The organism is Curvibacter soli, from assembly GCF_029211125.1.
Classification (GTDB): Bacteria; Pseudomonadota; Gammaproteobacteria; order Burkholderiales; family Burkholderiaceae_C; genus Curvibacter_A; species Curvibacter_A soli.
In genome coordinates this window covers 103,061-126,882 of record NZ_JARGEN010000034.1, presented here as the reverse complement: position 1 = coordinate 126,882, position 23,822 = coordinate 103,061, and the positions used below count along the sequence as shown (strand labels likewise).

Annotated in this window: 23 protein-coding genes; 14 read left to right on the top strand and 9 right to left on the bottom strand. The window is 69.8% G+C overall.

The window, feature by feature from the left end:
* Positions 1-29: 29 nt before the first annotated feature.
* A complete protein-coding gene (locus PY257_RS08945; protein WP_419095680.1) occupies positions 30-737 on the bottom strand; it encodes an SIMPL domain-containing protein in 708 nt (235 codons plus the stop codon).
* 176 nt (positions 738-913) lie between these two features.
* Between PY257_RS08945 and ompR the strand changes: the two genes are divergently transcribed.
* On the top strand, positions 914-1,645 hold the full coding sequence (gene ompR / locus PY257_RS08940; protein ID WP_275741019.1) for an osmolarity response regulator transcription factor OmpR: 732 nt from the start codon (positions 914-916) through the stop codon (positions 1,643-1,645).
* 3 nt (positions 1,646-1,648) lie between these two features.
* Positions 1,649-3,181 (top strand): ATP-binding protein, encoded by a 1,533-nt coding sequence (locus PY257_RS08935; protein WP_419095679.1) that lies wholly within the window; start codon positions 1,649-1,651, stop codon positions 3,179-3,181.
* On the opposite strand, the gene ispF is transcribed toward PY257_RS08935, so the two are convergent.
* Together ispF and ispD are read right to left on the bottom strand one after the other, a co-directional pair.
* The gene (gene ispF, locus PY257_RS08930; RefSeq protein WP_275741018.1) at positions 3,149-3,643 is read right to left on the bottom strand and encodes a 2-C-methyl-D-erythritol 2,4-cyclodiphosphate synthase; all 495 of its coding nucleotides are present in this window, start codon (positions 3,641-3,643) and stop codon (positions 3,149-3,151) included. The genes PY257_RS08935 and ispF overlap by 33 nt on opposite strands.
* A complete protein-coding gene (gene ispD / locus PY257_RS08925) occupies positions 3,634-4,464 on the bottom strand; it encodes a 2-C-methyl-D-erythritol 4-phosphate cytidylyltransferase (RefSeq protein ID WP_275741017.1) in 831 nt (276 codons plus the stop codon). Before ispD ends, ispF begins: the two co-directional genes overlap by 10 nt.
* Positions 4,465-4,555: 91 nt before the next feature.
* Between ispD and mfd the strand changes: the two genes are divergently transcribed.
* The 5 genes from mfd to PY257_RS08900 all read left to right on the top strand — a co-directional run bounded on the left by mfd (position 4,556) and on the right by PY257_RS08900 (position 10,872).
* Positions 4,556-8,023 carry a transcription-repair coupling factor gene (mfd, locus tag PY257_RS08920; protein ID WP_275741016.1) on the top strand — a complete coding sequence of 1,156 codons (3,468 nt, stop codon included), beginning with the start codon at positions 4,556-4,558 and terminating at the stop codon, positions 8,021-8,023.
* 215 nt (positions 8,024-8,238) lie between these two features.
* A complete protein-coding gene (locus PY257_RS08915) occupies positions 8,239-8,478 on the top strand; it encodes a type II toxin-antitoxin system ParD family antitoxin (protein WP_275741074.1) in 240 nt (79 codons plus the stop codon).
* Positions 8,475-8,804 (top strand): type II toxin-antitoxin system RelE/ParE family toxin, encoded by a 330-nt coding sequence (locus PY257_RS08910; RefSeq protein WP_275741015.1) that lies wholly within the window; start codon positions 8,475-8,477, stop codon positions 8,802-8,804. The genes PY257_RS08915 and PY257_RS08910 overlap by 4 nt, the downstream gene beginning before the upstream one ends.
* A gap of 59 nt (positions 8,805-8,863) precedes the next feature.
* Positions 8,864-9,577 carry a phosphoserine phosphatase SerB gene (gene serB, locus PY257_RS08905; RefSeq protein WP_275741014.1) on the top strand — a complete coding sequence of 238 codons (714 nt, stop codon included), beginning with the start codon at positions 8,864-8,866 and terminating at the stop codon, positions 9,575-9,577.
* Between the two features lie 53 nt (positions 9,578-9,630).
* Positions 9,631-10,872, top strand: a complete 1,242-nt coding sequence (locus PY257_RS08900) for a DEAD/DEAH box helicase (protein WP_275741073.1) — start codon at positions 9,631-9,633, stop codon at positions 10,870-10,872.
* Here the strand turns inward: PY257_RS08900 and PY257_RS08895 are convergent.
* Together PY257_RS08895 and PY257_RS08890 are read right to left on the bottom strand one after the other, a co-directional pair.
* Positions 10,869-11,177, bottom strand: a complete 309-nt coding sequence (locus tag PY257_RS08895; RefSeq protein WP_275741013.1) for a DUF6172 family protein — start codon at positions 11,175-11,177, stop codon at positions 10,869-10,871. The two genes, PY257_RS08900 and PY257_RS08895, sit on opposite strands and share 4 nt — an antisense overlap.
* Before the next feature lie 217 nt (positions 11,178-11,394).
* Positions 11,395-12,600, bottom strand: coding sequence for an aminotransferase-like domain-containing protein (locus PY257_RS08890; protein WP_275741012.1), 1,206 nt, complete (start codon positions 12,598-12,600; stop codon positions 11,395-11,397).
* Between the two features lie 18 nt (positions 12,601-12,618).
* Between PY257_RS08890 and nth the strand changes: the two genes are divergently transcribed.
* Complete coding sequence (gene nth / locus PY257_RS08885; RefSeq protein WP_275741011.1) at positions 12,619-13,263, top strand: endonuclease III; 645 nt, start codon at positions 12,619-12,621, stop codon at positions 13,261-13,263.
* A 16-nt stretch (positions 13,264-13,279) separates the two neighbouring features.
* Positions 13,280-14,431, top strand: coding sequence for a GGDEF domain-containing protein (locus PY257_RS08880; protein WP_275741010.1), 1,152 nt, complete (start codon positions 13,280-13,282; stop codon positions 14,429-14,431).
* A gap of 20 nt (positions 14,432-14,451) precedes the next feature.
* Here the strand turns inward: PY257_RS08880 and cobT are convergent, their stop codons facing one another.
* Both cobT and PY257_RS08870 read right to left on the bottom strand, forming a co-directional pair.
* Positions 14,452-15,483, bottom strand: coding sequence for a nicotinate-nucleotide--dimethylbenzimidazole phosphoribosyltransferase (cobT, locus tag PY257_RS08875; RefSeq protein ID WP_275741009.1), 1,032 nt, complete (start codon positions 15,481-15,483; stop codon positions 14,452-14,454).
* 130 nt (positions 15,484-15,613) lie between these two features.
* On the bottom strand, positions 15,614-17,089 hold the full coding sequence (locus tag PY257_RS08870) for a cobyric acid synthase (RefSeq protein ID WP_275741008.1): 1,476 nt from the start codon (positions 17,087-17,089) through the stop codon (positions 15,614-15,616).
* A gap of 328 nt (positions 17,090-17,417) precedes the next feature.
* Between PY257_RS08870 and gshA the strand changes: the two genes are divergently transcribed.
* Positions 17,418-18,965 carry a glutamate--cysteine ligase gene (gene gshA, locus PY257_RS08865; RefSeq protein WP_275741007.1) on the top strand — a complete coding sequence of 516 codons (1,548 nt, stop codon included), beginning with the start codon at positions 17,418-17,420 and terminating at the stop codon, positions 18,963-18,965.
* A 110-nt stretch (positions 18,966-19,075) separates the two neighbouring features.
* On the opposite strand, the gene PY257_RS08860 is transcribed toward gshA, so the two are convergent.
* Positions 19,076-19,324, bottom strand: coding sequence for a hypothetical protein (locus tag PY257_RS08860; protein WP_275741006.1), 249 nt, complete (start codon positions 19,322-19,324; stop codon positions 19,076-19,078).
* Between the two features lie 350 nt (positions 19,325-19,674).
* Here PY257_RS08860 and ylqF point away from each other — a divergent pair, with 350 nt between their 5' ends.
* The 4 genes from ylqF to PY257_RS08840 are packed head-to-tail and all read left to right on the top strand — an operon-like array spanning position 19,675 to position 21,682.
* The gene (gene ylqF / locus PY257_RS08855) at positions 19,675-20,640 is read left to right on the top strand and encodes a ribosome biogenesis GTPase YlqF (protein ID WP_275741005.1); all 966 of its coding nucleotides are present in this window, start codon (positions 19,675-19,677) and stop codon (positions 20,638-20,640) included.
* Positions 20,637-21,011, top strand: a complete 375-nt coding sequence (locus tag PY257_RS08850) for a hypothetical protein (protein ID WP_275741004.1) — start codon at positions 20,637-20,639, stop codon at positions 21,009-21,011. Before ylqF ends, PY257_RS08850 begins: the two co-directional genes overlap by 4 nt.
* A 42-nt stretch (positions 21,012-21,053) precedes the next feature.
* Complete coding sequence (locus PY257_RS08845; RefSeq protein ID WP_275741003.1) at positions 21,054-21,248, top strand: hypothetical protein; 195 nt, start codon at positions 21,054-21,056, stop codon at positions 21,246-21,248.
* 32 nt (positions 21,249-21,280) lie between these two features.
* Positions 21,281-21,682 carry a carboxymuconolactone decarboxylase family protein gene (locus tag PY257_RS08840; protein ID WP_275741002.1) on the top strand — a complete coding sequence of 134 codons (402 nt, stop codon included), beginning with the start codon at positions 21,281-21,283 and terminating at the stop codon, positions 21,680-21,682.
* Positions 21,683-21,943: 261 nt separating this feature from the next.
* On the opposite strand, the gene PY257_RS08835 is transcribed toward PY257_RS08840, so the two are convergent.
* Positions 21,944-23,761, bottom strand: coding sequence for a glutamine--tRNA ligase/YqeY domain fusion protein (locus tag PY257_RS08835; protein WP_275741001.1), 1,818 nt, complete (start codon positions 23,759-23,761; stop codon positions 21,944-21,946).
* Positions 23,762-23,822: the final 61 nt, after the last annotated feature.

Below are 23,822 nucleotides of genomic sequence, written 5' to 3'. Positions count from 1 at the left end.
TGCAGCAGGCCTGCGGCTCCTGCGCGCCTTCACCGCATCTGCACAGAGCCCGAGACGGTGACGGTCACGGTGCTCCTGCCCGCCTCGACCGGCACGGCGGCATCCACCATCGCAGCCTTGGCCTCCATCGCCATCGCGCGGAGCCGCGGCCCCGGCTGCGATCCGCTGCTGTCCACCGACACCTCGCGCAGCGCATAGCCTGCGAAGCCGAAGCCCTTGGCCAGGTCCGCCGCCTTGAACTTGAACCGCTCGATCGCCTGGGCCTGGGCATCCGCTTCTGCCTTGGCACGCTGCTCGCGGCTGAGCCCAAACGCCACGCGGGCCGTGGCCAGGGTCTGGACCTTGGCGGCAGCGGCAGTGATGCGCGGGAAGTCGCGGCCTTCCAGCACGAGTTCGGCGCTGCCCTGCCAGCCGTTGATCTTGCCATCCTTGCCGTAGCGGGGATACAGGCCGAAATTGCCCGTGCGCACGTCAAGCTGCCCAGGCAGAACAGCCTTACGGGCTTCTGACAACGCGGCATCGAGTGCCTGCGTCAACTGGGACTGGACCACCGCCGCCTCGGCACCTTCGCGGGTTGTGGCAAGCGTCAGACTCAGAAGATCCTGCTGCACCTCCACCGTGGCTGCGGCGGCAAACTGCACCACGTTCTGCGGCACGGGCGCCGCAGTTTGCGCCGTAGCGGGCGCGGTAGCCACTCCCGCCGCGAACATGAAAACTGCCAGGATGAGGGAATGCATCAGCTTGTCTTCCAATCGTTTTTCACACCAGGTCCCGGATAGTGCCCACAGGGATGCATCTGCGTTGCGTGCGGGGGCAACACCTGTAACACTTGGTCAGGATGTGGGGGAAAGACCGCTTTTCCGGGCGTCACGCCTTCAAAATCGGCTCTGTTACAAATTCAAAAAGGCACGACATGACCCAAACCGCTGGCCGTACCGACAAGGTTCTCGTTGTTGACGACGACGCGCGAATCCGCGACCTTTTGCGCCGCTACCTGACCCAGGAAGGGTTCGAGGTGATGGTGGCGGAAGACGCCAAGGCGCTCAACCGCCTGCTGCTGCGTGAAACCGTGGACCTGATCGTGCTGGACCTCATGATGCCTGGAGAAGATGGCCTGTCGATCTGCCGCCGCCTGCGCGCGGCCAACGACCGCACCCCCATCATCATGCTCACCGCCAAGGGCGAGGACGTGGACCGCATCGTGGGACTGGAAGTCGGCGCCGACGACTACCTCGGCAAGCCGTTCAATCCGCGCGAGCTGCTGGCGCGCATCCACGCCGTGCTGCGCCGCCGCCCGCCGCAGGAAGCGCCGGGCGCGCCCTCGGGCGACAACGAACTGGTAACCTTCGGCCCCTTCACGTTCGACCTGGGCACGCGCGCGCTGCAGAAGAACGGCGAGGAGCTGCCGCTAACCACCGGCGAGTTCGCCATGCTCAAGGCCCTGGTGCGCCACCCGCGCCAGCCGCTTTCGCGCGAGAAGCTGGCGCTGCTGGCGCGCGGGCGCGAGTTCGAGCCGTTCGACCGCAGCCTCGACGTGCAGATATCGCGCCTGCGCAAGCTGGTGGAGACCGACGCGGCGGCTCCGCGCTACATCCAGACCGTGTGGGGTGTGGGCTACGTCTTTGTTCCGGACGGCACGAACTGATGCATGGACATGCTGTCTGAAGGGCGCGCGAGGGTGAGCAACTCGACCATCGACCCGCATGCCATGGGCACCAGCCCAGCGCCGCTCGAAACGGAGGGCGCAACATGGGACCCACGCTCCCGCGTCGGGCTGAACCTGTTCTGGCGCACGTTCTTCCTGCTGGGCATCTTGCTGATCGGCAGCATTCTCGCGTGGCTGCAGACGCTGCGCGCGTTGGAGTTCGAGCCGCGCGCCATCCAGACGGCGCAGCAGATCGCCTCGCTCGTGAGCCTGAGCCGCGCGGCGCTGGTGCATTCCGACGCCATCGCCCGCGTGTCGCTCATCAAGACCATGGCCGACCAGGAAGGCGTGCGCATCCTGCCGCGCGAGCCCGGCGACCGGTTCGAGCTGATGGCCGACGACGCGCTCAGCACGCGCCTGACGCAAGAGTTGTCCAGCCGCCTGGGCAGCGGCACCATCGTCGCCAGCAGCGTGAACGGCAAGCCGGGGCTGTGGGTCGGGTTCACGATCAACGGCGACGCCAACTGGCTGCTCATGGACAGCGCCCGTTTCATCCCCGCGGGCGGCAAGACCTGGCTGACCTGGCTGGTGACGGCCGCCGTGCTTTCGCTGGCCGGAGCCGCGGCAATAGCGCGGCTCATCAACCAGCCGCTCAAGCAGTTGAGCTTCGCCGCCAACCGCGTGCGCGAAGGCGACTTCGCGGCCAGCCACCTCGACGAGCAGGCCGTCACCAGCGAGATCCGCGAGGTCAACATCGGCTTCAACCGCATGGCGCAGAAGCTCGCCAAGATGGAGCAGGACCGCGCCGTGATGCTGGCCGGCATCTCGCACGACCTGCGCACGCCCCTGGCGCGGCTGCGCCTGGAAACCGAGATGAGCGTGCACGACAACGGCGCGCGCGACCACATGGTGGCCGACATCGTGCAGCTCGACGCCATCATCGACAAGTTCCTCGACTACGCCCGCCCCGACCACGTGGAACTCAAGCCTGTGCCGCTGCACGAAGTCATCGCCTCGTGCGTGTATGCGGTGAAGGACCATGCCGACCTGCAGATCAACCTCGCGGTCGCGGAAGACATGCAGGTGCTGGCCGACGACGTGGAACTGGGCCGCGTGATCTCCAACCTGCTGGAGAACGCCCGCCGCTACGGCAAGTCGCCCGGCACCAGCGTGGCGCACGTGGACATCGCGGCCAAGGCGCGCGACGAATGGGTGCTGCTCAAGGTGCGCGACCACGGCCCCGGCGTACCGCAGGAAACGCTGTCCAGCCTGACCAAGCCCTTCTTCCGCGGCGACTCCGCGCGCACCGAAGCCACGGGCGCCGGCCTGGGCCTGTCTATCGTGGACAAGACCGTGCAGCGCATGGGCGGCGTGTTCGCGCTGGCCAACACCACCTCGGGCGGACTGGCGGCGCATATCCAGTTGCTGCGCGCCTCGGTGTTGCCGGCGGGCGACAAGGCGGCCCGCACGCCGGCAGCGCGCCTGCAGGCGTTGCGGCACGACTCAGCCGTTGCCGCCGCCCAGCCCCAGAAGTAGTGCCACCGCGCGCGCCTCGATCGCCTGGCCCTGCCCCACGGGGCCGAGCCGTTCGGCGGTCTTGGCCTTGACGTTCACCTGGTCTTCGCGCAGGCCCAGCGCCTGCGCGATGCATGCGCGCATCGCCGGTATGTGCGGGCCCAGGCGCGGCGCCTGGGCGACGACAGTGCTGTCGATGTTGGCGATGCGCCAGCCCTGCGCCGCCACGCGCCGCGCCGCCTCCGCCAGCAGCGCCACCGAATCGGCGCCGCGGAACGTGGGGTCGGTATCAGGGAAATGCGTCCCGATGTCGCCCAGCGCCGCAGCGCCGAGCAGCGCGTCGGTCATGGCGTGCAGCAGCACGTCGGCATCCGAATGGCCCAGCAGGCCCAGGTGGAAGGGAATCCGCACCCCGCCGATGATCAATGGGCGGTCGGGCACCAGCGCGTGCACGTCCCAGCCTTCGCCAATTCTCATGTCCATCCAGCGTCGTCCTTCGAATGATCGGGATCGGCTATCACGCCGCCGCCGAAGCGCTCCAGCGTGGCGCCGTGCCGGCGCGTGGCCAGCACGGCCTCGGCCAGCGCGAAGTCCTCGGGGTAGGTGACCTTGAAGTTCTGCGCCCCGCCTTCCACCAGGCGCGGGTGCAAGCCCATGGCCTCGACGGCACCGGCCTCGTCCGTCACCTGGGCGCCCGCGCGCTCCAGCGCGTCTTGCAGCATGCCGATGCGAAACATCTGGGGTGTCTGCGCCAGCCATTTGTCGCTGCGGTCCACCGTGCCCGCCACCCGGAAACCGCCCGGCCCGGCGGTGGCCGTCTTCAGCGTGTCGGGCAGCTTGTGCGCCAGCAGGCCGCCCACGGCGTCATGGGCGCAGGCGTCGATCAGCGCGTCGATCTGCGCCGTGGTCACCAGGCAGCGCGCGGCGTCGTGCACCAGCACCCAGTCGTGGGCGGCGGCGCCGCGCGTGCGCAGGGCGCGCAGCCCCGCCTCCACCGTGGCCGCGCGCGTGGCGCCGCCGCAGTCCACGGCGAAGAAGGCGGCATGCGCATGGGCCTGGAAGAACAGGTCGCCCGGCGCCACGGCCACCAGCGTGCCCGCGAGCCGGGCCACGCCGGCAAAGGCCGCCAGCGTGTGCAGCACCAGCGGCTGGCCGGCTACGTTCTGGTATTGCTTGGGCCATGCCGCCATGCCGCCGCCCGGCGGTGCGGCGCGCACGCCCGTTCCAGCGCACGGCACCAGCGCCCAGAAGCGGCCCGAAACCGCACTGGAGACGGTGGCGGGAAACGGCAGCACATCGCTCATGGAGGCGCCATTCTAGAATCGACCGCAGTTGCGCACCCTTCGGGCCCCCTGCCCGCAGGGTGCTCTCCATTTGGCATACGCCGCGCTTCGCATGGACCTTCCCTCTCTCCTCCCTGGCAAACGATTCACCCTGCCCCTGCCACCGGGCTCCGCCGACGCACTGCTGCTGTCCCGCGTGGCGGAGCGCGCCCGCACGGCGCGCCGGCGCACGGCCATCATCACCGCCGATGCGGCGGACGCGCGCCGGCTGGCCGAAGAGATCGCCTTCTTCGCGCCCGGGCTGCGCTGCGCCCTGTTCCCCGACTGGGAAACGCTGCCCTACGACACCTTCTCGCCCCACCAGGACCTGATCAGCGAACGGCTGGCGGCACTGTGGCGCATCAGCCAGGGCGAGGCCGACGTGGTGGTCGCACCCGCCACCACGGCGCTGTACCGCCTGGGGCCGCCATCGTTCCTGGCCGGCTACACCTTCCACTTCAAGGCGCAGCAGAAGCTCGACGAAGCCAAGCTCCGCGCGCAGCTCACGCTGGCGGGCTACAGCCACGTGACGCAGGTGGTGAGCCCCGGCGAATATGCCGTGCGCGGCGGCCTGATCGACCTGTTCCCCATGGGCTCGCCCGTGCCCTACCGCGTCGACCTGTTCGACGACGAGGTGGACAGCATCCGCACCTTCGACCCCGACAGCCAGCGCAGCCTGTACCCGGTGCCCGAGGTGCGCCTGCTGCCCGGGCGCGAGTTCCCCATGGACGACACGGCCCGCGCACGCTTTCGCCAGCGCTGGCGCGAAATGCTCGAAGGCGACCCGACCAAGAGCCGCATCTACAAGGACATGGGCAACGGCGTGGCCACGGCGGGCATCGAGTACTACCTGCCGCTGTTCTTCGACGAGACGGCCACCGTGTTCGACTACCTGGGCGCCGACGCCACCGTGGTGCTGCACGGCGACATCGAGCCCGCGTTCCAGCGCTTCTGGCAGGACACGAAAGACCGCTACCGCCTCGTGCAGGGCGACCCGGAACGCCCGGCCCTGCCGCCCGAGACGCTGTTCCTGACCGCCGAGCAGTTCTACGCCCGCGCCAACCAGCATGCCCAACTGGCGCTGCGTCCCGGCGTGCAGGACGTGGCCGACAGCGCCATGTTCCAGAAGCTCGGCGACCTGTCCGCCGCGCGCGGCACCGAAGACCCGCTGGCCCGGCTGCAGGCCCACATCGAGGCCACGCCGCAGCGCGTACTGCTGCTGGCCGAAAGCGATGGCCGCCGCGAAAGCCTGCTGGACTTCCTGCGCGCCAGCGGAGTGAACCCGCCCGCGTTCGACAGCCTGGCCGAGTTCGAGGCCAGCGACGAGAAGGCCGGCATCGCCACCGCGCCGCTGGCCGCGGGCTTCGCCTGGGTGGAACAGGGCATCGACTTCGTCACCGAGACCGAACTGTTCTCCGCCGGCCCCACCACCCGCCGACGGCGCCGGCAGGAACAGGTGAGCGACATCGACGCGCTCATCAAGGACCTGTCCGAACTCAGCGTGGGCGACCCCGTGGTGCATGCGCAGCACGGCATAGGCCGCTACCGCGGGCTGGTGAACATGGACCTGGGCCAGACCGCCAGCGCCGACGGCACGCCCGAGGCGCAGGAATTCCTGCATCTCGAATACGCCGACCACGCCACGCTCTACGTGCCCGTGAGCCAGTTGCACCAGATCAGCCGCTACACGGGCGTCTCCGCCGACGAGGCGCCGCTGCACAAGCTCGGCAGCGGCCAGTGGGAGAAGGCCAAGCGCCGCGCCGCCGAGCAGGTGCGCGACTCGGCGGCGGAGCTGCTCAACATCTACGCCCGCCGCGCCGCGCGCGAAGGCCACGCCTTCCGCTACCCGGCACAGGAATACGAGGTGTTCGCGCAGGACTTCGGCTTCGAGGAAACCGCCGACCAGAGTGCCGCCATCCACGCCGTGATCCAGGACATGGTGAGCCCGCGCCCCATGGACCGCCTGGTCTGCGGCGACGTGGGCTTCGGCAAGACCGAGGTGGCGCTGCGCGCGGCCTTCATCGCCGTGCTGGGCGGACGCCAGGTGGCCTTCCTGGCCCCCACCACGCTGCTGGCCGAGCAGCATTACCAGACGCTGGTGGACCGCTTCGGCAAGTGGCCCGTGAAGGTGGCGGAGATGAGCCGCTTCCGCTCGGCCAAGGAAATCAGCGCCGCCGCCAAGGGCCTGGCCGAAGGCAGCGTGGACATCGTCGTGGGCACGCACAAGCTGCTCAGCGAATCGGTGCACTTCAAGAACCTGGGCCTGCTCATCATCGACGAGGAACACCGCTTCGGCGTGCGCCACAAGGAAGTCATGAAGGCCATGCGCGCCGAGGTGGACGTGCTCACGCTCACCGCCACGCCCATCCCGCGCACGCTGGGCATGGCGCTGGAGGGCCTGCGCGACCTCAGCGTCATCGCCACCGCGCCGCAGCGCCGACTGGCCATCAAGACCTTCGTGCGCAACGAGGGCACGGGCGTGATCCGCGAAGCCGTGCTGCGCGAACTGAAGCGCGGCGGACAGGTCTACTTCCTGCACAACGAGGTGGAAACCATCGAGAACCGCCGCCAACAGCTCGAAGCCATGCTGCCCGAGGCCCGCATCGCCGTGGCCCACGGCCAGATGCCCGAGCGCGAGCTCGAGCGCGTGATGCGCGACTTCGTGGCCCAGCGCTACAACATCCTGCTGTGTTCGACCATCATCGAGACCGGCATCGACGTGCCCACGGCCAACACCATCGTCATCAGCCGCGCCGACAAGTTCGGCCTGGCGCAGCTGCACCAGCTGCGCGGGCGCGTGGGCCGCAGCCACCACCAGGCCTATGCCTACCTGATGGTGCCCGACATCGAGGGGCTGACCAAGAACGCGGCCCAGCGGCTCGAAGCCATCCAGCAGATGGAGGAGCTGGGCAGCGGCTTCTACCTGGCCATGCACGACCTGGAAATCCGCGGCACCGGCGAAGTGCTGGGCGAAAGCCAGAGCGGCAACATGATGGAGATCGGCTTCCAGCTCTACAACGACATGCTGTCCGAAGCGGTGAGGGTGCTGAAGGCCGGCAAGGAGCCCGACCTGCTGGCGCCGCTGTCGGCGGCGACCGAGATTAACCTGCACGCCCCGGCCCTGCTGCCCGACAGCTACTGCGGCGACGTGCACCTGCGGCTGTCGTTCTACAAGAAGCTGGCCACGGCCAAGACCAGCGACCAGATCGACGGCCTGCTCGAAGAGATCGTGGACCGCTTCGGCAAGCTGCCCGCGCAGGCGCAGACGCTGATCGACGTGCACCGCCTGCGCGTGCTCAGCCAACCCTACGGCGTGGTGAAGGTGGACGCGGCGCCCGGCGTCATCAGCATCACCTTCCGGCCCAACCCGCCGATCGACTCGATGCGCATCATCGGGCTGATCCAGAAGAACCGCCACATCAAGCTCGCCGGCAACGACAAGCTGCGCATCGAGCGCGAGCTGCCCGACCCCAAGGCCCGCGCCCAGATGGTGCGCGACGTGCTGCGCAGTCTGGGGCAGCCGCAGGCCGAAACGGCATGACTTCCGCAGCGGCGCCAGCCCGGCCGTACGCATCCCGCAGAACCAGATGGCAGAGAGTGCCTTTTGATTCAGTGTCGAATCAGGCTCCAGCGCTTATCCCATAAGCGAATGCAGCTATCAAAACAGAAGCAAATACCGCTGCCGGGCAGCATGCCGGGCAGCAGATACTCACCTCCATGTTTGCCAAAATTTGGCAGGAAAACTACGATGCGGCCATGAGCACCATGAACATCTCGCTGCCCGATGCGCTGAAAATCCATGTGGACGCCCAGGTGTCCAGCGGCGGCTACGGCACGGCCAGCGAATACGTGCGCGAACTGATCCGCAGGGACCAGGAACGCATCCGCCTGCGCGAGCTGCTGCTGGACGGGGCACGCTCCGAACCCATGGGCGAATTCGACGCAGCGTACTTCGACAGCCTGCGGCAGTCCATTCGGACCGGCTCCGCGCAGTGACCGCCAGGCCCGCCATACGCCGTGCCCGCGCCAGCCGGGATGGGCATGAAGCCATCGGCTACTACCTGGAGCAGCAGGCGCCGCAGACCGCCGAGGCCTTCGTCCTGGCGCTGGAGCAGGCCATCGCGCACATCCGCCGCCACCCGGCCACCGGCTCGCCCCGGTATGCGCATGCGCTGGGCCTGGCGGGTTTGCGATGCTGGCCCTGCAAACGCTTTCCCTACCTGGTGTTTTACCTGGAGCGCCCGAACCATATCGACATCTGGCGCATCCTGCACGGGCAGCGCGACATCCAGGACAGCCTGCTGGGTGGCGATGAAAGTTGAACATCGAATCCAGCCCCAGCGCTTATTCCGCCAGGGCTTGAAGCTATCAAAATAGAAGCATGAACACCATCCCCTATGCCCCCGGCCTCGTCATCCAGCGCTTCACCCCGCCACTCAGGCTGGCCGACTTCCGGCTCATCGCGTTCGACATGGACTCGACGCTGATCAACATCGAGTGCATCGACGAGATCGCCGACGCCGTGGGCAAGAAGGCCGAGGTGGCCGCCATCACCGAAGCCACGATGCGCGGCGAGATCAAGGACTTCAAGGAAAGCCTGCGCCAGCGCGTGGCGCTGCTGCAGGGCGTGCCCGTGGCGGCGCTGCAGCAGGTCTACGACGAGCGCCTGCGCATCAACCCCGGCGCCGAACAGCTCATCGCCGCCTGCAAGGCTGCGGGCCTGAAGGTGCTGCTGGTCTCGGGCGGCTTCACCTTCTTCGCCGAGCGCGTGCGCCAGCGCCTGGGGATCGACTTCGCGCGCTCCAACCTGCTCGAGGAAGCCGGCGGCATCCTCACGGGCCGCGTGGTACCGCAAAGCTGGGGCGACATTTGCGACGGCGCGGAGAAACGCCGCACGCTGCTCGAAGTGGCCTCGCTGCTCGGCGCCAGCCCCAGGCAGGCCATCGCCGTGGGCGACGGCTCCAACGACCTGCCCATGATGGCCGAGGCCGGGCTCTCCGTGGCCTACCACGCCAAGCCGCGCGTGCGCACCCAGGCCATGCTGGCCATCGACAGCGGCGGGTTGGACCGGGTACTGGAAGTGGTGCACGCCTGATGCCGTCCGCACCGCTGCCCGCGACCCCGCCCGGCCAGAACCCGGCGGCACCCATGACCTTCGTCTCCTTCGGCCTGTCCCCCGCGCTCGTCTGCGCCGCGGACGCATCGGGGTTTTCTGCACCGACACCCGTGCAGGCGCAAGCCATACCGGCCATCCTGCGCGGTGCCGACGTGCTGGCCCTGGCCCAGACCGGCTCGGGCAAGACCGCCGCCTTCGCGCTGCCCCTGCTGCAGCGGCTGCAGGAAGGCGCGCCTGCCGCAGCGCCCCGGCGTATCCGCGCGCTGGTGCTGGTGCCCACGCGCGAGCTGGCGGCGCAGGTGGGCGAGGTGCTGCGCCGCCTGGCCCAGGGCCTGCCGCAGCCGCTGAAGGTGGCGGTGGTGTTCGGCGGCGTCTCCATCAATCCGCAGATGATGGGCCTGCGCGGCGGCGCCGACGTGGTGGTGGCCACGCCCGGGCGCCTGCTCGACCTGGTGGAGCACAACGCGCTGAAGCTTTCCCATGCCGGCATGCTGGTGCTCGACGAGGCCGACCGCCTGCTGGACCTGGGGTTCGCCGACGAACTGGCCCGCGTGCTGGCGCTGCTGCCGCCCCGGCGGCAGAACCTGTTCTTCTCCGCCACGTTCGCGCCAGCCGTGCGCACCCTGGTCGAGGGCCTGCTGCGCGAGCCGCTGCGGGTGGAAATCCCGCAGGCCCCGGGCAGCGAGCCCGCCATCCTGCAGCGGGCGATCCAGGTCGATGCCGCGCGGCGCACCGCCCTGCTGCGCCATCTGGTCAAGGAGAACGGCTGGCAGCGCGTACTGGTCTTCGTCGCCACCCGGCATGCCGCCGAACTGGTGGCGGACAAGCTCTACCAGGCGGGCATCTTCGCCATCGCCCTGCATGGCGACCTGGGCCCGGCGGCGCGCAAGCAGATGCTCGACGAGTTCAAGGACGAGCGCTGGGAGGTGCTGGTCACCACCGACCTGGCCGCGCGCGGCATCGACATCGCGCGGCTGCCGGTGGTGGTGAACTATGACCTGCCGCGCTCGGCCACCGACTACGTCCACCGCATTGGACGCACCGGCCGCGCCGGGGAAAGCGGCCTGGCCGCCAGCTTCGTGAGCGCGGGCACCGAAGCGCATTTCCGCCTGATCGAAAAGCGGCAGCACATGAGCCTGCCGCGCGAACAGGTCCCGGGCCTCGAGCCCACAGAAGCGGCAGCGCCGCCAGCGCCCGGGGCCGGCGGCATCAAGGGCCGCCGCCCGAGCAAGAAAGACCGGCTGCGGGCCGCTGCCGCGCGCAGCGGCGGCTAAGCGGCAGCGGCGCCGTCCACGGGCCGGGCCAGGCGATGCCCGTGCGTGGCCAGGATTTCCACATAGCACTGCTCGCCGCCCTCGCCGGCCACCATGTCGACCAGGCCGATGAGCGTGGCCAAGTGGACGGACTGCGCATCTTCCTGCGTGCGCCCGAACCTGCAGTCGAAATCCCAGTAGTCCACGCCGGGCGGCAGCGCGCGCCGGCGCTCGCGCCGGAGGTACTTGCGGATCTCGTGCTTCACCGCGTCGAGCACCCGGTCCGGGTGCCTGCCTTCGATGCGCAGTTGGAAAGTCTTTCTCATGGGGTCCTTCGGGGGGCGAAGCGCCCTAGTGCAGTGTTCAACGCCAAGCAGCACATGAAACCGCGCCTTTTGCCGCATGGCGGCGTTGCAAAAACCATAGCGATAGCGACGGCTATCGCTGTGGTTTGCGCCTTGCCCTGCGCCACAACGCATCGCTTTTATTGGTGCCGCCAAGCATCGAATACTGACTACTAGATGGACGTACGCGGGAGGGGGATTATGCGTGGCTACACAGCGCCAGCGCCAGGCGCTCCACGCCTTCGCGGATCTTGTCCACGTCGGCGGTGGCGAAGCTCAGGCGCAGCGTGGCCGCATCCGGTTCGGTGGCGTAGAACGGCGCACCGGGCACGAAGGCCACACCTTTCTCGATGGCGCGCTTGGCCAGTACCCCGGCATCGGCCACCTTGCCGCCCGCGCCCGTCAGCCGGGCCCAGACGAACAGGCCGCCGCCGGGCTCGCTGAAGGCGATGGCGTCGCCCAGCTCCTTGCGCAGCGCGTCGCACATGGCGCGGGCGCGCTCGGCGTACACCGCGCGCACGTGCGCCAGCGTGGCCGGCATGCGCCCGGCGCGCAGGTATTCGGCGGCGGTGGCCTGCGCGAAGGTGCTGGTGTGCGCGTCGCTGAACTGCTTGCACATCGTGGCCTTGGCGAGCAGTTCGGCAGGCCCGCTGAGCCAGCCGATGCGCAGGCCCGGCGACAGCACCTTGCTGAGCGAGCCGCAGTAGGCCAGCCAGTCGCGGCTGCCGGGCACGTCAGTGCTCAGGGCCAGCAGCGAATCGGGCGGCGGCTCGCCGAAGTACAGGTCGCCGTAGGGGTCGTCCTCCACCACCAGCGTGCGCGTGCGCGCGGCCAGCTCCAGCACGCGCTTGCGGCGCTCCAGCGTCAGGGTGGCGCCCGTGGGGTTGCCAAAGGTGGGGATCAGGTACACGAGCTTGGGGCGGTGCTCCGCGATCAGCCGCTCCAGCTCGTCCACCCGCGCGCCGTGGCTGTCCACGGGCGCGGCAATGACCCGCGCGCCGTACAGGCGGAAGCACTGGATGGTGGCCAGGAACGTGGGGCCTTCGACGATCACGGCGTCACCCGGGTCGATCATGGCCTTGCCCAGCAGGTCCAGCGCCTGCTGGCTGCCGGTGGTGACGATCAGTTCCTCGGGCGCGAGGCCCACGCCCTTGGTTGCCATGAACTGCACGAGCTGCTCGCGCAGCGGCTGGTAGCCCTCGGTGGCGCCATATTGCAGCGCGGCGCCAGGCGCGTGGGTCAGCACGTGGCTGCTGGCTTCGCGCAAGCCCTCGACGTCGAACATCGCCGCGTCGGGGAAGCCGCCCGCGAAGCTGATGATGCCGGGCTTGCCGAGCAGCTTGAACAGCTCGCGGATGGCGGAAGTTTCGACGTTGTCGAGCCGTGCGGCGAAGGGGAGTGCCATGGGAGAGAATCAAGGGCAATGAAGAAAGAAAACATCGGGCCGTTCTTCGCCACGCTGCAGGCGGCCAACCCAAGACCCGAAACCGAGTTGGAGTATACGAGCCCGTTCGAGTTGCTCTGCTCCGTGCTCCTCTCGGCCCAGGCCACCGACGTGAGCGTGAACCAGGCCACGCGCCGCCTGTACCCGGTGGCCAACACGCCGCAGGCGATCCTGGCGCTGGGCCAGGAAGGACTGGAGGGCTACATCAAGACCATCGGCCTGTACCGCAGCAAGGCCCGGCACCTGATGGAGACCTGCCGCATCCTGGTGGAGCGCTTCGGCGGCGAGGTGCCGCGCACGCGCGAGGAGCTCGAATCGCTGCCCGGCGTGGGCCGCAAGACGGCCAACGTGGTGCTCAACGTGGCCTTCGGTGAGCCGACGCTGGCGGTCGATACGCACATCTTCCGTGTGGCCAACCGCACCGGCCTGGCGCCGGGCAAGACACCGCTGGAGGTGGAGCTGAAGCTCATGAAGCGCGTGCCGTCCGCCTACCTGCTGCACGCCCACCACTGGCTGATTCTGCTGGGCCGCTACGTCTGCCAGGCGCGCAAGCCGCAGTGCTGGCAGTGCCGCGTGGCGCCCTGGTGCGACTACCAGCCCAAGACGCCCGCGCCGGCGCGCTGAGTCGGCCCCACGCCCTATGCCGCAGCTCCACCTGGGCCTGGAAGCCCGCAGCATCCTGCTAGTGCTGGCGGTGCTGAGCCTGCAGATGGCGTTCGTGCTGTTCGCGCTGCGGCGCAGCTACCCGCACCTGCGCAGCCTGCGCGCCTGGGCCGCGGCGCCGCTGCTGTGCGGCATCGCGTCGGCACTGATCGGGCTGCGCGGGATGATTCCCGACGCGATCTCGATCCTCGCGGCCAACCTGCTGCTGCTCACGGGCCTGTGGCTCTACTACGCCGGCAGCCAGCAGATGGTGGACCTGGAGCCCGCGCCCTGGCGCTGGAGCGTGCCGCTTGCGGCGGTGGTCGCGCTGCTGGCCTGGTTCACCTACGGGCGCGACGACTTCGAGGCGCGCGCCGCCACCATGGCGGCCAGCATCGCCGTGGTCTGCGCCCGCCATGCATGGCTGCTGGCGCGCCGGCTCCAGCCCACGCTGGGCACGCGCCTGACGTTCTATACCGCGCTGGCGGCCATCGCCGTCAAGCTGATGCTGTTGTGCTTCACCTTCGGATGGTGGAGCGGCTACGCCGACCCGGCGGGCAAGACGCTGGCACTGACCTTCTACTTCATTGGCTCCGCGATCACCATGCCGCTCGCCAACCTGGGCGTCATCCTCATGGTCACCGAGCGGCTGCGCGGGGTGTTCGAGCAGCTCGCCACGCACGACGCGCTGACCGGCGCGCTCTCGCGCCGCGCGCTGCTCGACGCCTGCGCGGAGGAGCTGGAGCGCTCGCGCCGCCGCGGCCACGCCATGGCGCTGCTGCTGCTGGATCTGGACCACTTCAAGGCCGTCAACGACACCTACGGCCACCAGACCGGCGACCGCGTGCTGGCCGGCTTCGCGCGCCGGGTGCGCGACACGCTGCGCATCCAGGACCGCTTCGGCCGCTACGGCGGCGAGGAATTCGTCGCCCTGCTGCCCGAAACCGACCTGCCCGCCGCCCAGGTGGCCGCCGAACGCATCCGCCAGCGCGTCTCCATGCCCAGCCCCAGCCTGCCGCGCTGCACGGTGAGCATCGGCCTCGCCACTCTGCAGGGCCCCGGGGACGGCATCGACGCCATGCTGGCGCGCGCCGACCACGCGCTCTACCGGGCCAAGCACAGCGGGCGCAACCGGGTCGGTAGCCTGTAGGAAAGAGAACGCGCGCGCCACTACGCGCCGCGCTGCGACACGCCCGCGGACTCGAAGCTCGCCATCTCGCGCAGTACGGCGCAGGCCGACACCAGCAGCGGCCACGCGAGCGCCGCGCCCGAGCCCTCGCCGAGCCGCAGGTCCAGATCCAGCAGCGGCTGCGCGTCCAGCCGCTCCAGCATCAGCGCATGGCCGCGCTCGCCCGAGCGGTGGGCAAACACGCAGCGCTGCAGCACGGCGGGCGCAATACGCGCGGCCACCAGCACCGCAGCGCCGGTGATGAAGCCATCGACCACGATGACGCGCCGCTCGGCGGCGGCCTGCAGCACCGCGCCCACGAGGGTGGCGATCTCCAGCCCGCCAAGGGCGGCCAGCGCATCGAGCGGCGCTGCGGCTTGCGCGTGCAGGGCCAGCACCTCGCGCAGCACGGCGGTCTTGCGCGCCAGGCCGGCGGCATCCAGCCCCGTGCCCGCGCCGGTGCAATCGGCGATGTCCAGCCCTTCCAGCCGCGCCAGCAGCAGCGACGCGGCGGAGGTGTTGCCGATGCCCATCTCGCCCAGCAGCAGCGCGTTGCCGGGCAGCGCGCGCACCACCTCGCGCCCGTTGGCGATGGCGGCGTCGCGCTCGGCGGGCGTCATCGCCGGACCGGCGGATGCGTCCCGCGTGCCTGGCGCCACCTTGCGCACCACCAGGGCCGGGCGTGGCTGGAAGTCGTGCCGCACACCGCAATCGACCACCGTCAGCGCCAGCCCGTGCTGGCGCGCCAGCACGCTGACCGCCGCGCCGCCGGCGAGGAAGTTCTCCACCATCTGCCAGGTCACGTCGCTCGGGTAGGCCGACACGCCGCGCGCGGCCAGGCCGTGGTCGGCGGCGCACACCAGCATCTGAGGCGCCTGCAGCGCGGGCGCCTCGGTGCCCAGCACCAGGCCGATGCGCAGCGCCAGCGCCTCCAGCCGGCCCAGCGCGCCCACGGGCTTGGTCTTGTGGTCCAGCAGGTGCTGCAGGCGCGCGGCCAGCGCGGGGTCTTGGATGTCGTCGATCGTCGTCGTCATGGCAATGAAGGGGGGGAAAGGGTTGCCGAAACGCCGAGTACACCACGGCAGGATACAAAGCGGTCAACTGCCGTTTCTGGATTTTGATAGCTGCCAGCGCCCGTGGATCAAGCGCTGGAGCCCTTTTTTGCTATGAAAGCGCCAGCGCCCGTGGCGCGAACCAGCGGCCCACGCCGTCGGCCATGCGGTCGAACACGGCGTCGAGCGTGGGCGCGCTCGCGCCGAACAGCGCGCGTAGCACGGCGTCGCTCTCGAACATGCCGTGCAGGTACAGGCCCAGCACGTTGCCCACCGCGTTCTGCCAGCCCAGCCCACCGGGCAGCACCGCGCGCGCCGCGCCGCCGCCCGCCGCCATGCCGGGGTGCGGCAGGGTCTGGCCATGGTGGATCTCGTAGCCCTGCACCGCCACGCCCGCGAGCGCCGCCCACGGCCTCGCAACGGTGCCGAACACAGGCGCGGCGCGGCGCACCGTCTTGGCCGGCGCGAACATGGTCACGAGCGGCAGCAGGCCCAGGCCAGGCACGTGGCCCAGGGGGCCGCCTGCGGCGTCCGTGCCGTCGATGCCGTGCGGGTCGACCAGCGCCTCGCCCAGCATCTGCAGCCCGCCGCAGATGCCCAGCACGCGCCCGCCGCGCGCCGCATGGGCGGCTATTGATCCGCCCAGCCCCTGCGCGCGCAGCCAGGCCAGGTCCGCCGCCGTGGCCTTGGAGCCCGGCAGCACGATCCAGTCCGCCCCGTCCACGTCCGCCGGGCCGCGCGCCCATGACAGGCGCACGCCCGGCACGTTCTTGAGCGGCTGGAACTCGTCGAGGTTGCTGATGCGCGGGTAGGCCACCACGGCGATGCGCGTGTGCACTGCCGCGCCCGCCGCGCCCGCGCTGCGGTCATCGAACACACCGTCTTCTTCGGGCAGGCCGTGGTTCCACTGCATGGGGATCGTGGCCACCGTGGGCACGCCGGTCAGCTCCTGCAGCATCTGCGGCCCCGGGGCGAGCAGCGCGGCGTCGCCGCGGAATTTGTTGAGCACGAAGCCATGGATCAGCGCGCGCTCATCGGGAGGCAGCAGCGCCCAGGTGCCGTAGAGATGCGCGAACGCGCCGCCCCTGTCGATGTCGGTCACCAGCAGGCAGCGCGCCTGCGCATGGCGCGCCACGCGCATGTTCACGATGTCGCTCGCATGCAGGTTGATCTCGGCGGGCGAGCCCGCGCCCTCGATGACCACCACGTCGTTCTCGGCGCGGAGCCGGTCCAGCGCATCCGCCACGGCGGGCCATACGCGTTCGCTGCGCCCGCGCCAGGGCATGCGCGTGAGTTCGTCATCCACCTGGCCCAGCAGCACGACCTGGCTGCGCGTATCGGCCTCGGGCTTGAGCAGCACGGGGTTCATGCGCACGTCGGGCTGCGCGCGCGCGGCCAGCGACTGGAAGTACTGCGCGCTGCCGATCTCGCCACCATCCACCACGCGCGCGTTGTTGCTCATGTTCTGCGCCTTGAACGGCGCCACCTTCAGGCCCTGGTTGCTGTAGAAGCGGCACAGCGCCGTGGCGAGCCAACTCTTGCCGGCACCGCTGGTGGTGCCGAGGACCATGATGCAGGGGGCGGGCATGCGCTGGCGCGGTTCTTCATGCAAAACAGGTGGCGGGGCCGGTATCGTAGCGTGCGGGCGGCCCCGCCGACGCCAGACTCAGCCCGTCAGGTCAAGCGATCGCCGGCCCATGCGGCAGAATTCGAGGCCGATTCGTTTTGCCAACTGAGCGTTTCCTGAGCGTTTCCTGAGCGCTTCCATATTGGAGCTCAGGGAAGATGCGTGCGATGGGATGGGGCTGGCGGGACCAGAGCGGCCTGCTTGCCCAGGCGCAAAACCCCGCAACCCACCCCGCGCGCCCTCCCGTGCTACCGTTGCGCCCCCATGCAGACATTCCGCTTCTAACCATATGACGAACCTGACGCAAGGGCTGGAGGGACTCGGTACCGCGCGCCTGCAAGGCATGCGCCGCGGCGTCGAGAAGGAGAGCCTGCGCGCGCTGCCCGGCGGCAGCCTGGCGCTCACGCCGCACCCGGCGGCGCTGGGCTCGGCGCTCACGCACCCGCACATCACCACCGATTTCAGCGAGTCGCAGCTCGAATTCGTCACCGGCGTGCACGCCAGCGTGGACGACTGCCTGCAGGAGCTGCGCGAGATCCACCAGTTCACCTACCGCGTGCTGCGCGACGCGGGCGACGAGATGCTGTGGGTGTCGAGCATGCCCTGCGGCCTGCCCACCGACGAGACGATCCCCCTGGGCCGCTACGGCGGCTCCAACGTGGGCCGCGCCAAGAGCGTCTACCGCATGGGCCTGGGCCACCGCTACGGGCGGCGCATGCAGACGATTTCGGGCATCCACTACAACTGGTCGCTGCCGGGCCTCTCCAGCGAGGAATATTTTGCGCTGATACGCAACTTCCGCCGCCACGCCTTTTTGCTGCTGTACCTGTTCGGCGCATCGCCCGCCGTGTGCTCCAGCTTCGTGGCCGGGCGTCCGCACGATTTGCAGGCGATGGGCGCCAGCACGATGGGCATGCCGCACGGCACCTCGCTGCGCATGGGCCGGCTGGGCTACCAGAGCGACGCGCAGGCGTCGCTGGCGGTGAGCTACAACAGCCTGGAGGGCTACGCCGCCTCGCTGCACGACGCCATCACGCGGCCCTGGCCCGACTACGAGGCCATCGGCATCCGCAACCTGGGCGGCGAGTACAACCAGTTGAGCCCCTCGCTGCTGCAGATCGAGAACGAGTTCTACGGCACCATCCGCCCCAAGCGTGTCATCTTCCCCGGCGAGCGCCCGCTGCACGCGCTGCGCGAGCGCGGCGTGGAATACGTGGAGGTGCGTTGCATGGACCTGGACCCGTTCGAGCCGCTGGGCATCGGCGCGCAGACCATGCACTTCCTCGACGTGTTCCTGCTGCACTGCCTGCTGGCCGACAGCCCGCCCGACACGCCGCAGGAGATCGACGAGTTGAAGCGCAACCAGCACCACACGGCGGCGCGCGGGCGCGAGCCCGGCCTGCTGCTGGAGCGCGGCGGCCAGCAGGTGCCGCTCGACGCCTGGGGCGCCGAGGTGCTGCGCGGCTGCGAGCCCGTGGCCGAGGCGCTGGACGCCGCCTTTGGCGGCAGCCGCCACCGCGACGCCGTGCAGGCGGCCCGGGCCGTGCTGCGCGACCCGCATGCGGCGCCCTCGGCGCGCGTGCTGGCGGCCATGCGGCAGGACCATGGCGATGCGTTCATCCCCTTCACCCGCGTGCGTTCGCTGCAGGCCCAGCGCGAGCTGCTGGCGCTGCCGTTCGCACCCGCGCTGGAAGAGCGCTTCGCGCGCGAAGCGCGGGAATCGGTGGCCGCCCAGCAGGCCATCGAGGCCGCCGACACCATGCCCTTCGAGGTCTACCGCGCGCAGTACGTTTCACCCATGCGGCTGCACATTCCGAGCAGCGCCCCAGCCCTGTGAGGGGAGGGTGGTTTATGCCATACTCCCTGGGAGTATGATGTTAAAGTTGGCTTTATAATTGCGGTAGATGGAAGGTGGTAGGGGGAGTATATGCTCCGTGCCCGCCGCCTTCAGCGCTTCCTGCGCCACCGCAGCAGCGCGTAGCGCACCAGGAAGGCGCCGCCCAGCACCAGCGCGAACCAGCCGACCAGGTACGCCTGCTGCATGAGGCCGCGCACGCTGTCGGCGCGGGCAAGATAGGGCGCCAGCAGCACGACCGCGCCGATCAGGGCGCAGGCCAGGCCCTTGAACAGCAGTTCGTTGTCAGCCTTGCGGCTGGTGCTCTGCGGGCGTTGGCCGCGGAAGGGGGGCAGGGGCATGGGGGTGTGGCACAGGGCCGGCGCGGGGCCGGTACAGCCAGAGGGTGAGTGAAGCGCGATTATCCTGGAAACGGCAGTTGGATGCGCTCCGCCGGTGCCGTGATCGGGGTGCCAGGCACGACGTGACGAGACGCGACGGGCTGCTGCCCGCAAGGAGGAGCAACGCCGCATGGCACCCCGAGCGCGGTGCTGGCAGGCGCATGGCGCGCTCACCCACGAGGTGAACCCCATCGAAGCCGTCAACGCCTGATTGCATGCGGCCTGGCAAGGGATGCAAAGCGGTCAACTGCCGTTTCCAGGATTATCCTTGGAGCCCGCTTCCCCTTGCGGAAAAAACGAAAGAGCCCCCCATGGCCATCCAATGGTTTCCCGGCCACATGCACCTCACGCGCAAGGCGATCGCCGAGCGCATGGAGAACACCGACGTGGTGGTCGAGGTGCTCGACGCCCGCCTGCCGGGCTCCAGCGCCAACCCCTTGCTCGCCACGCTGACGGCGGGCCGCCCCAAGCTCAAGATACTGAACAAGGAAGACCTGGCCGACGCCGGGCGTACCGCGCTGTGGCTGGCGTACTTCAACGCCCAGGCCGACACCCGCGCCCTGGCGCTGGAGGCCGCGCGCGCCCCCGCCGCGCAGATCGTGCAGGCCTGCCAGGCGCTGGCGCCGCAGCGCGGCGGCCTGGTGCGGCCCATGCGCGTGCTGGTGTGCGGCATCCCCAACGTGGGCAAGTCCACGCTCATCAACCGGCTGGTGGGCCGCCGCCAGGCCAAGACCGGCGACGAGGCCGGCGTCACCCGCCAGGAGCAGCGCCTGCTGCTGGCCGACGACTTCTACCTCTACGACACGCCCGGCGTGCTGTGGCCACGCATCATCGTGGCGCAGAGCGGTTTCAACCTGGCCGCCAGCGGCGCCGTGGGCCGCAACGCGTTCGACGATGAAGAAGTGGCGCTGGAGCTGCTGGCCTACCTGCGCGGACCCTACGCGCCGCTGCTCGCGGCGCGCTACGCAATAGATGCGCCGCTGCTGGAGGAGATGCCCGAGCACGAACTGCTCGAAGCCATCGGCCGGCGCCGCGGCGCGCTGCAGGGCGGCGGGCGCGTCAACCTGCAGAAGACGGCGGAGATCGTGCTGCACGACTTCCGCAGCGCCGCGCTGGGCCGCATCACGCTGGAGACGCCGCAGGAATTCGCGCGCTGGCTGGCCGAAGGCAAGAAGATCGACGCCGAGCGCCAGGCCGCGCGGCTGGCCGCGCGCGAGGAATCCGCGGCGCGCAAACCGGGCCGCCGCGCGCCGTCCGCGCCGCGGCGCGTGCGATGACCGCCGGCATCGAGCGCCACCTGCGCGCCGCGCTGCGCGTGGCGCTGAGCTACTACGTGCTCAACGGCCTGTCGGTCGCGCTGGGCTTCCTGCTGGTCTTTCTGGCCGTGCACGGGCTGATCGACGCTGCGGCGGGCGCCGCCGCGGGCGTGGGCGTGCTGGTGGCCGCGCCGCCCGACCTGGCCGCGCCCAAGCGCGGCAAGTTCTGGCAGATGCTGCCCGCGCCGCTCATCGGCCTGCCGCTGTTCTTCGCCGTGCAGATGCTGGAGCACGACCCGCTGCGCCTGGGTCTGGTGCTGGTGCCGGGCACCTTTCTGGCCTTCCTGGCCATGGCCTGGGGCAGCTTGGCGCCAGCGGCGTCGAGCTTGTAGAGGGCGGCGTGCAAGCTGCGCGAGCTGCTCTACGCGGTGGAGATGGAGCAGACGCTGGGCAAAGCACGCATCCTCGCGCTCTGCCTCGACAACCCGTCCTGGGGCGAAGGCGTCTGCGGCCGCGCGGCCGCGGTGCGGCACTGCTTCCACCGGGCCCGCGCGCCGCCTGAGCCCGGCACAGGCCGTGCGGCTGGCGGCGCTGCTGGCACCTGTCGCGGCAGCGCCGTAGAGCAGTAGCCGCCCGGGTCGGCGCGCAGCACAATGCGCGCATGTCTACCCAATCTCCACCTGCCAGCCCCGAGGCCGACCCGCGCGTGCGGGCCGTGTTCGACGACATCCGCGCCACGCGCAAGACGGACTCCATCAACAACATGTGGCGCTACCTGGCGTTCGACCCCGCGCTGCTCGAATCCACCTGGGCCGAGGTCAAGCGCGTGATGGCAACGCCTTCCGCGCTGGACCCGTTGACCAAGGAGATGCTCTACATCGCCGTATCGGTCGCCAACGGCTGCGGCTATTGCGTGCACTCGCACACCGCCGCGGCCAAGGCCCGGGGCATGACTGCGGCGCAACACGCCGAGCTGCTGGCCATCGTCGGGCTGGCGGGCAAGACCAACCACCTGGCCACGGCGCTGCAGGTGCCGGTGGACATAGCGTTCGACCAGGGGTAGGGCGCATTGCCTCTTTGGCAGGCACCGTGGCGAAAGCCAGCCTGGGCGCGGTTCCGTGGCGCATGCCCCGGGGTTGTCCACAGGGGTATGCACCGGCGCGGGGGACAACGCACTCCGGGTATGGGCATGAAAATGCCCCTCACGCTCGGCCACGGCGCGGGCTGCTGCCCCCGAGGGGGCGCTTTTCATCTTGGGGCGGCCCCCGGCGCTGAAAAAAGCGGACGAAAGGCGCCTTTTCCCGAGCCGTCGGGCGTACAAGGGCTACTTGCCCCAACTGTCCTTCAGGCTGGTGATGCGGTTGAACACCGGCTGGCCCGGGCGGTGGTCCTTGCGGTCGGCGACGAAGTAGCCCACGCGCTCGAACTGGAACTTCTGGTCGGGCTGCGCCGCGGCCAGCGAGGGCTCCACGTAGGCGCGCACGGTTCGCAGGCTGCCAGGGTTGAGCAGCGCGATGAAGTCCTTGCCGCCCGCGTCGGGCTGCGGGTCGGTGAACAGGCGGTCGTACAGCCGCACCTGCGCCGCCACGCCGTCGGCCACGCCGACCCAGGTGATGGCGGCCTTGACCTTCACGCTGTCGGCGCCGGGCGTGCCGCTTTTGGTGTCGGGCACCACGGTGGCATGCACCTCGGTGATGTCGCCCGCCGCATCCTTCAGGCAGCCGGTGCACTCGATGACGTAGCCGCCCTTCAGGCGCACGCGGTTGCCGGGGAACAGGCGCTTGTAGCCCTTGGGCGGCACTTCGGCGAAATCGTCGCGCTCTATCCATACCTCGCGGCCTATGGTGAAGCGGCGCGCGGCGGGCTCCGGTTGGCCTTCTGGCGGGTGCGGCAGGGCGGGCAGGGTGCAGGGCTCGAGGTGGCCCGCGCCCATGAGTTCGTCCCAGTTGGTCAGCACGAGCTTGACCGGGTACAGCACCACCATGCCGCGGTGGGCCTTGTGCTCCAGGTCGTCGCGCAGCGCGCCTTCCAGGGCGCTGTAGTCGATCCAGGAATAGTCCTTGGTCACGCCGATGCGCTCGCAGAAGAGTTGGATGCTCTCGGGCGTATAGCCGCGTCGGCGCAGGCCGACGATGGTGGGCATGCGCGGGTCGTCCCAGCCCGCGACGTGGCCATCGTCCACGAGTTGCTTGAGCCGGCGCTTGCTGGTGACGACGTAGGTGAGGTTGAGCCGTGCAAACTCGTACTGGCGCGGCTGCGGCGCGTTGATGAGGCCGCCTTCGCGCAGGCGGTCGAGCAGCCAGTCGTAGAACGGGCGCTGGTCCTCGAATTCGAGCGTGCAGATGCTGTGGGTGATGTTTTCCAGCGCGTCCTCGATGGGGTGGGCGAAGGTGTACATCGGGTAGATGCACCACTTGTCGCCCGTGTTGTGGTGCGTGGCGTGCTTGATGCGGTAGATGGCCGGGTCGCGCAGGTTGATGTTGGGGTGCCCCATGTCGATCCTGGCGCGCAGCACGGCAGCGCCGTCGGGCAGCAGGCCCTGGCGCATGTCGCGGAAGCGCGCCAGGTTTTCCTGCGCGCTGCGGCTGCGGAACGGGCTGTCGGTGCCGGGGGTGTTGAAGTCGCCGCGGCGCGCGCGCATCTCCTCGGGCGTCTGCTCGTCGACGTAGGCGTGGCCCGCGCCGATCAGGTACTCGGCGGCCCGGAACATGAAGTCGAAATAGTTGCTTGCGTAGTACAGGTGGCAGGTGCCGTTGGCTTGCCAGTCGAAGCCCAGCCACTGCACCGCGTCGACGATGGAATCGACATACTCCTGCTCTTCCCGCTCGGGGTTGGTGTCGTCGAACCGCAGGTGGCATACGCCCGCGTAGTCGCGCGCCAGGCCGAAGTTCAGGCAGATGCTCTTGGCGTGGCCCACGTGCAGGTAGCCGTTGGGCTCGGGCGGAAAGCGGGTGCGGATGCGCGCGGGGTCGCTGGCGCCAGCCTGTTGATGTGCGGCATCGCCGGGGCTGCCGGCCCAGTGCCGCGTGGCGTAGGTGCCCTGCTGCAGGTCGTTTTCGATGACGTGGCGCAAAAAGTTGTTCGGCTTGGTGCCTTCGGGGTCGGCACCGTGCGGGGGCAATACGGGAAGAGGGAAACTCATCCACGCATTTTAGGCGGCGCCACAAGGGCGTTACGTACCGATACACCGCAGTGGTGCGCGC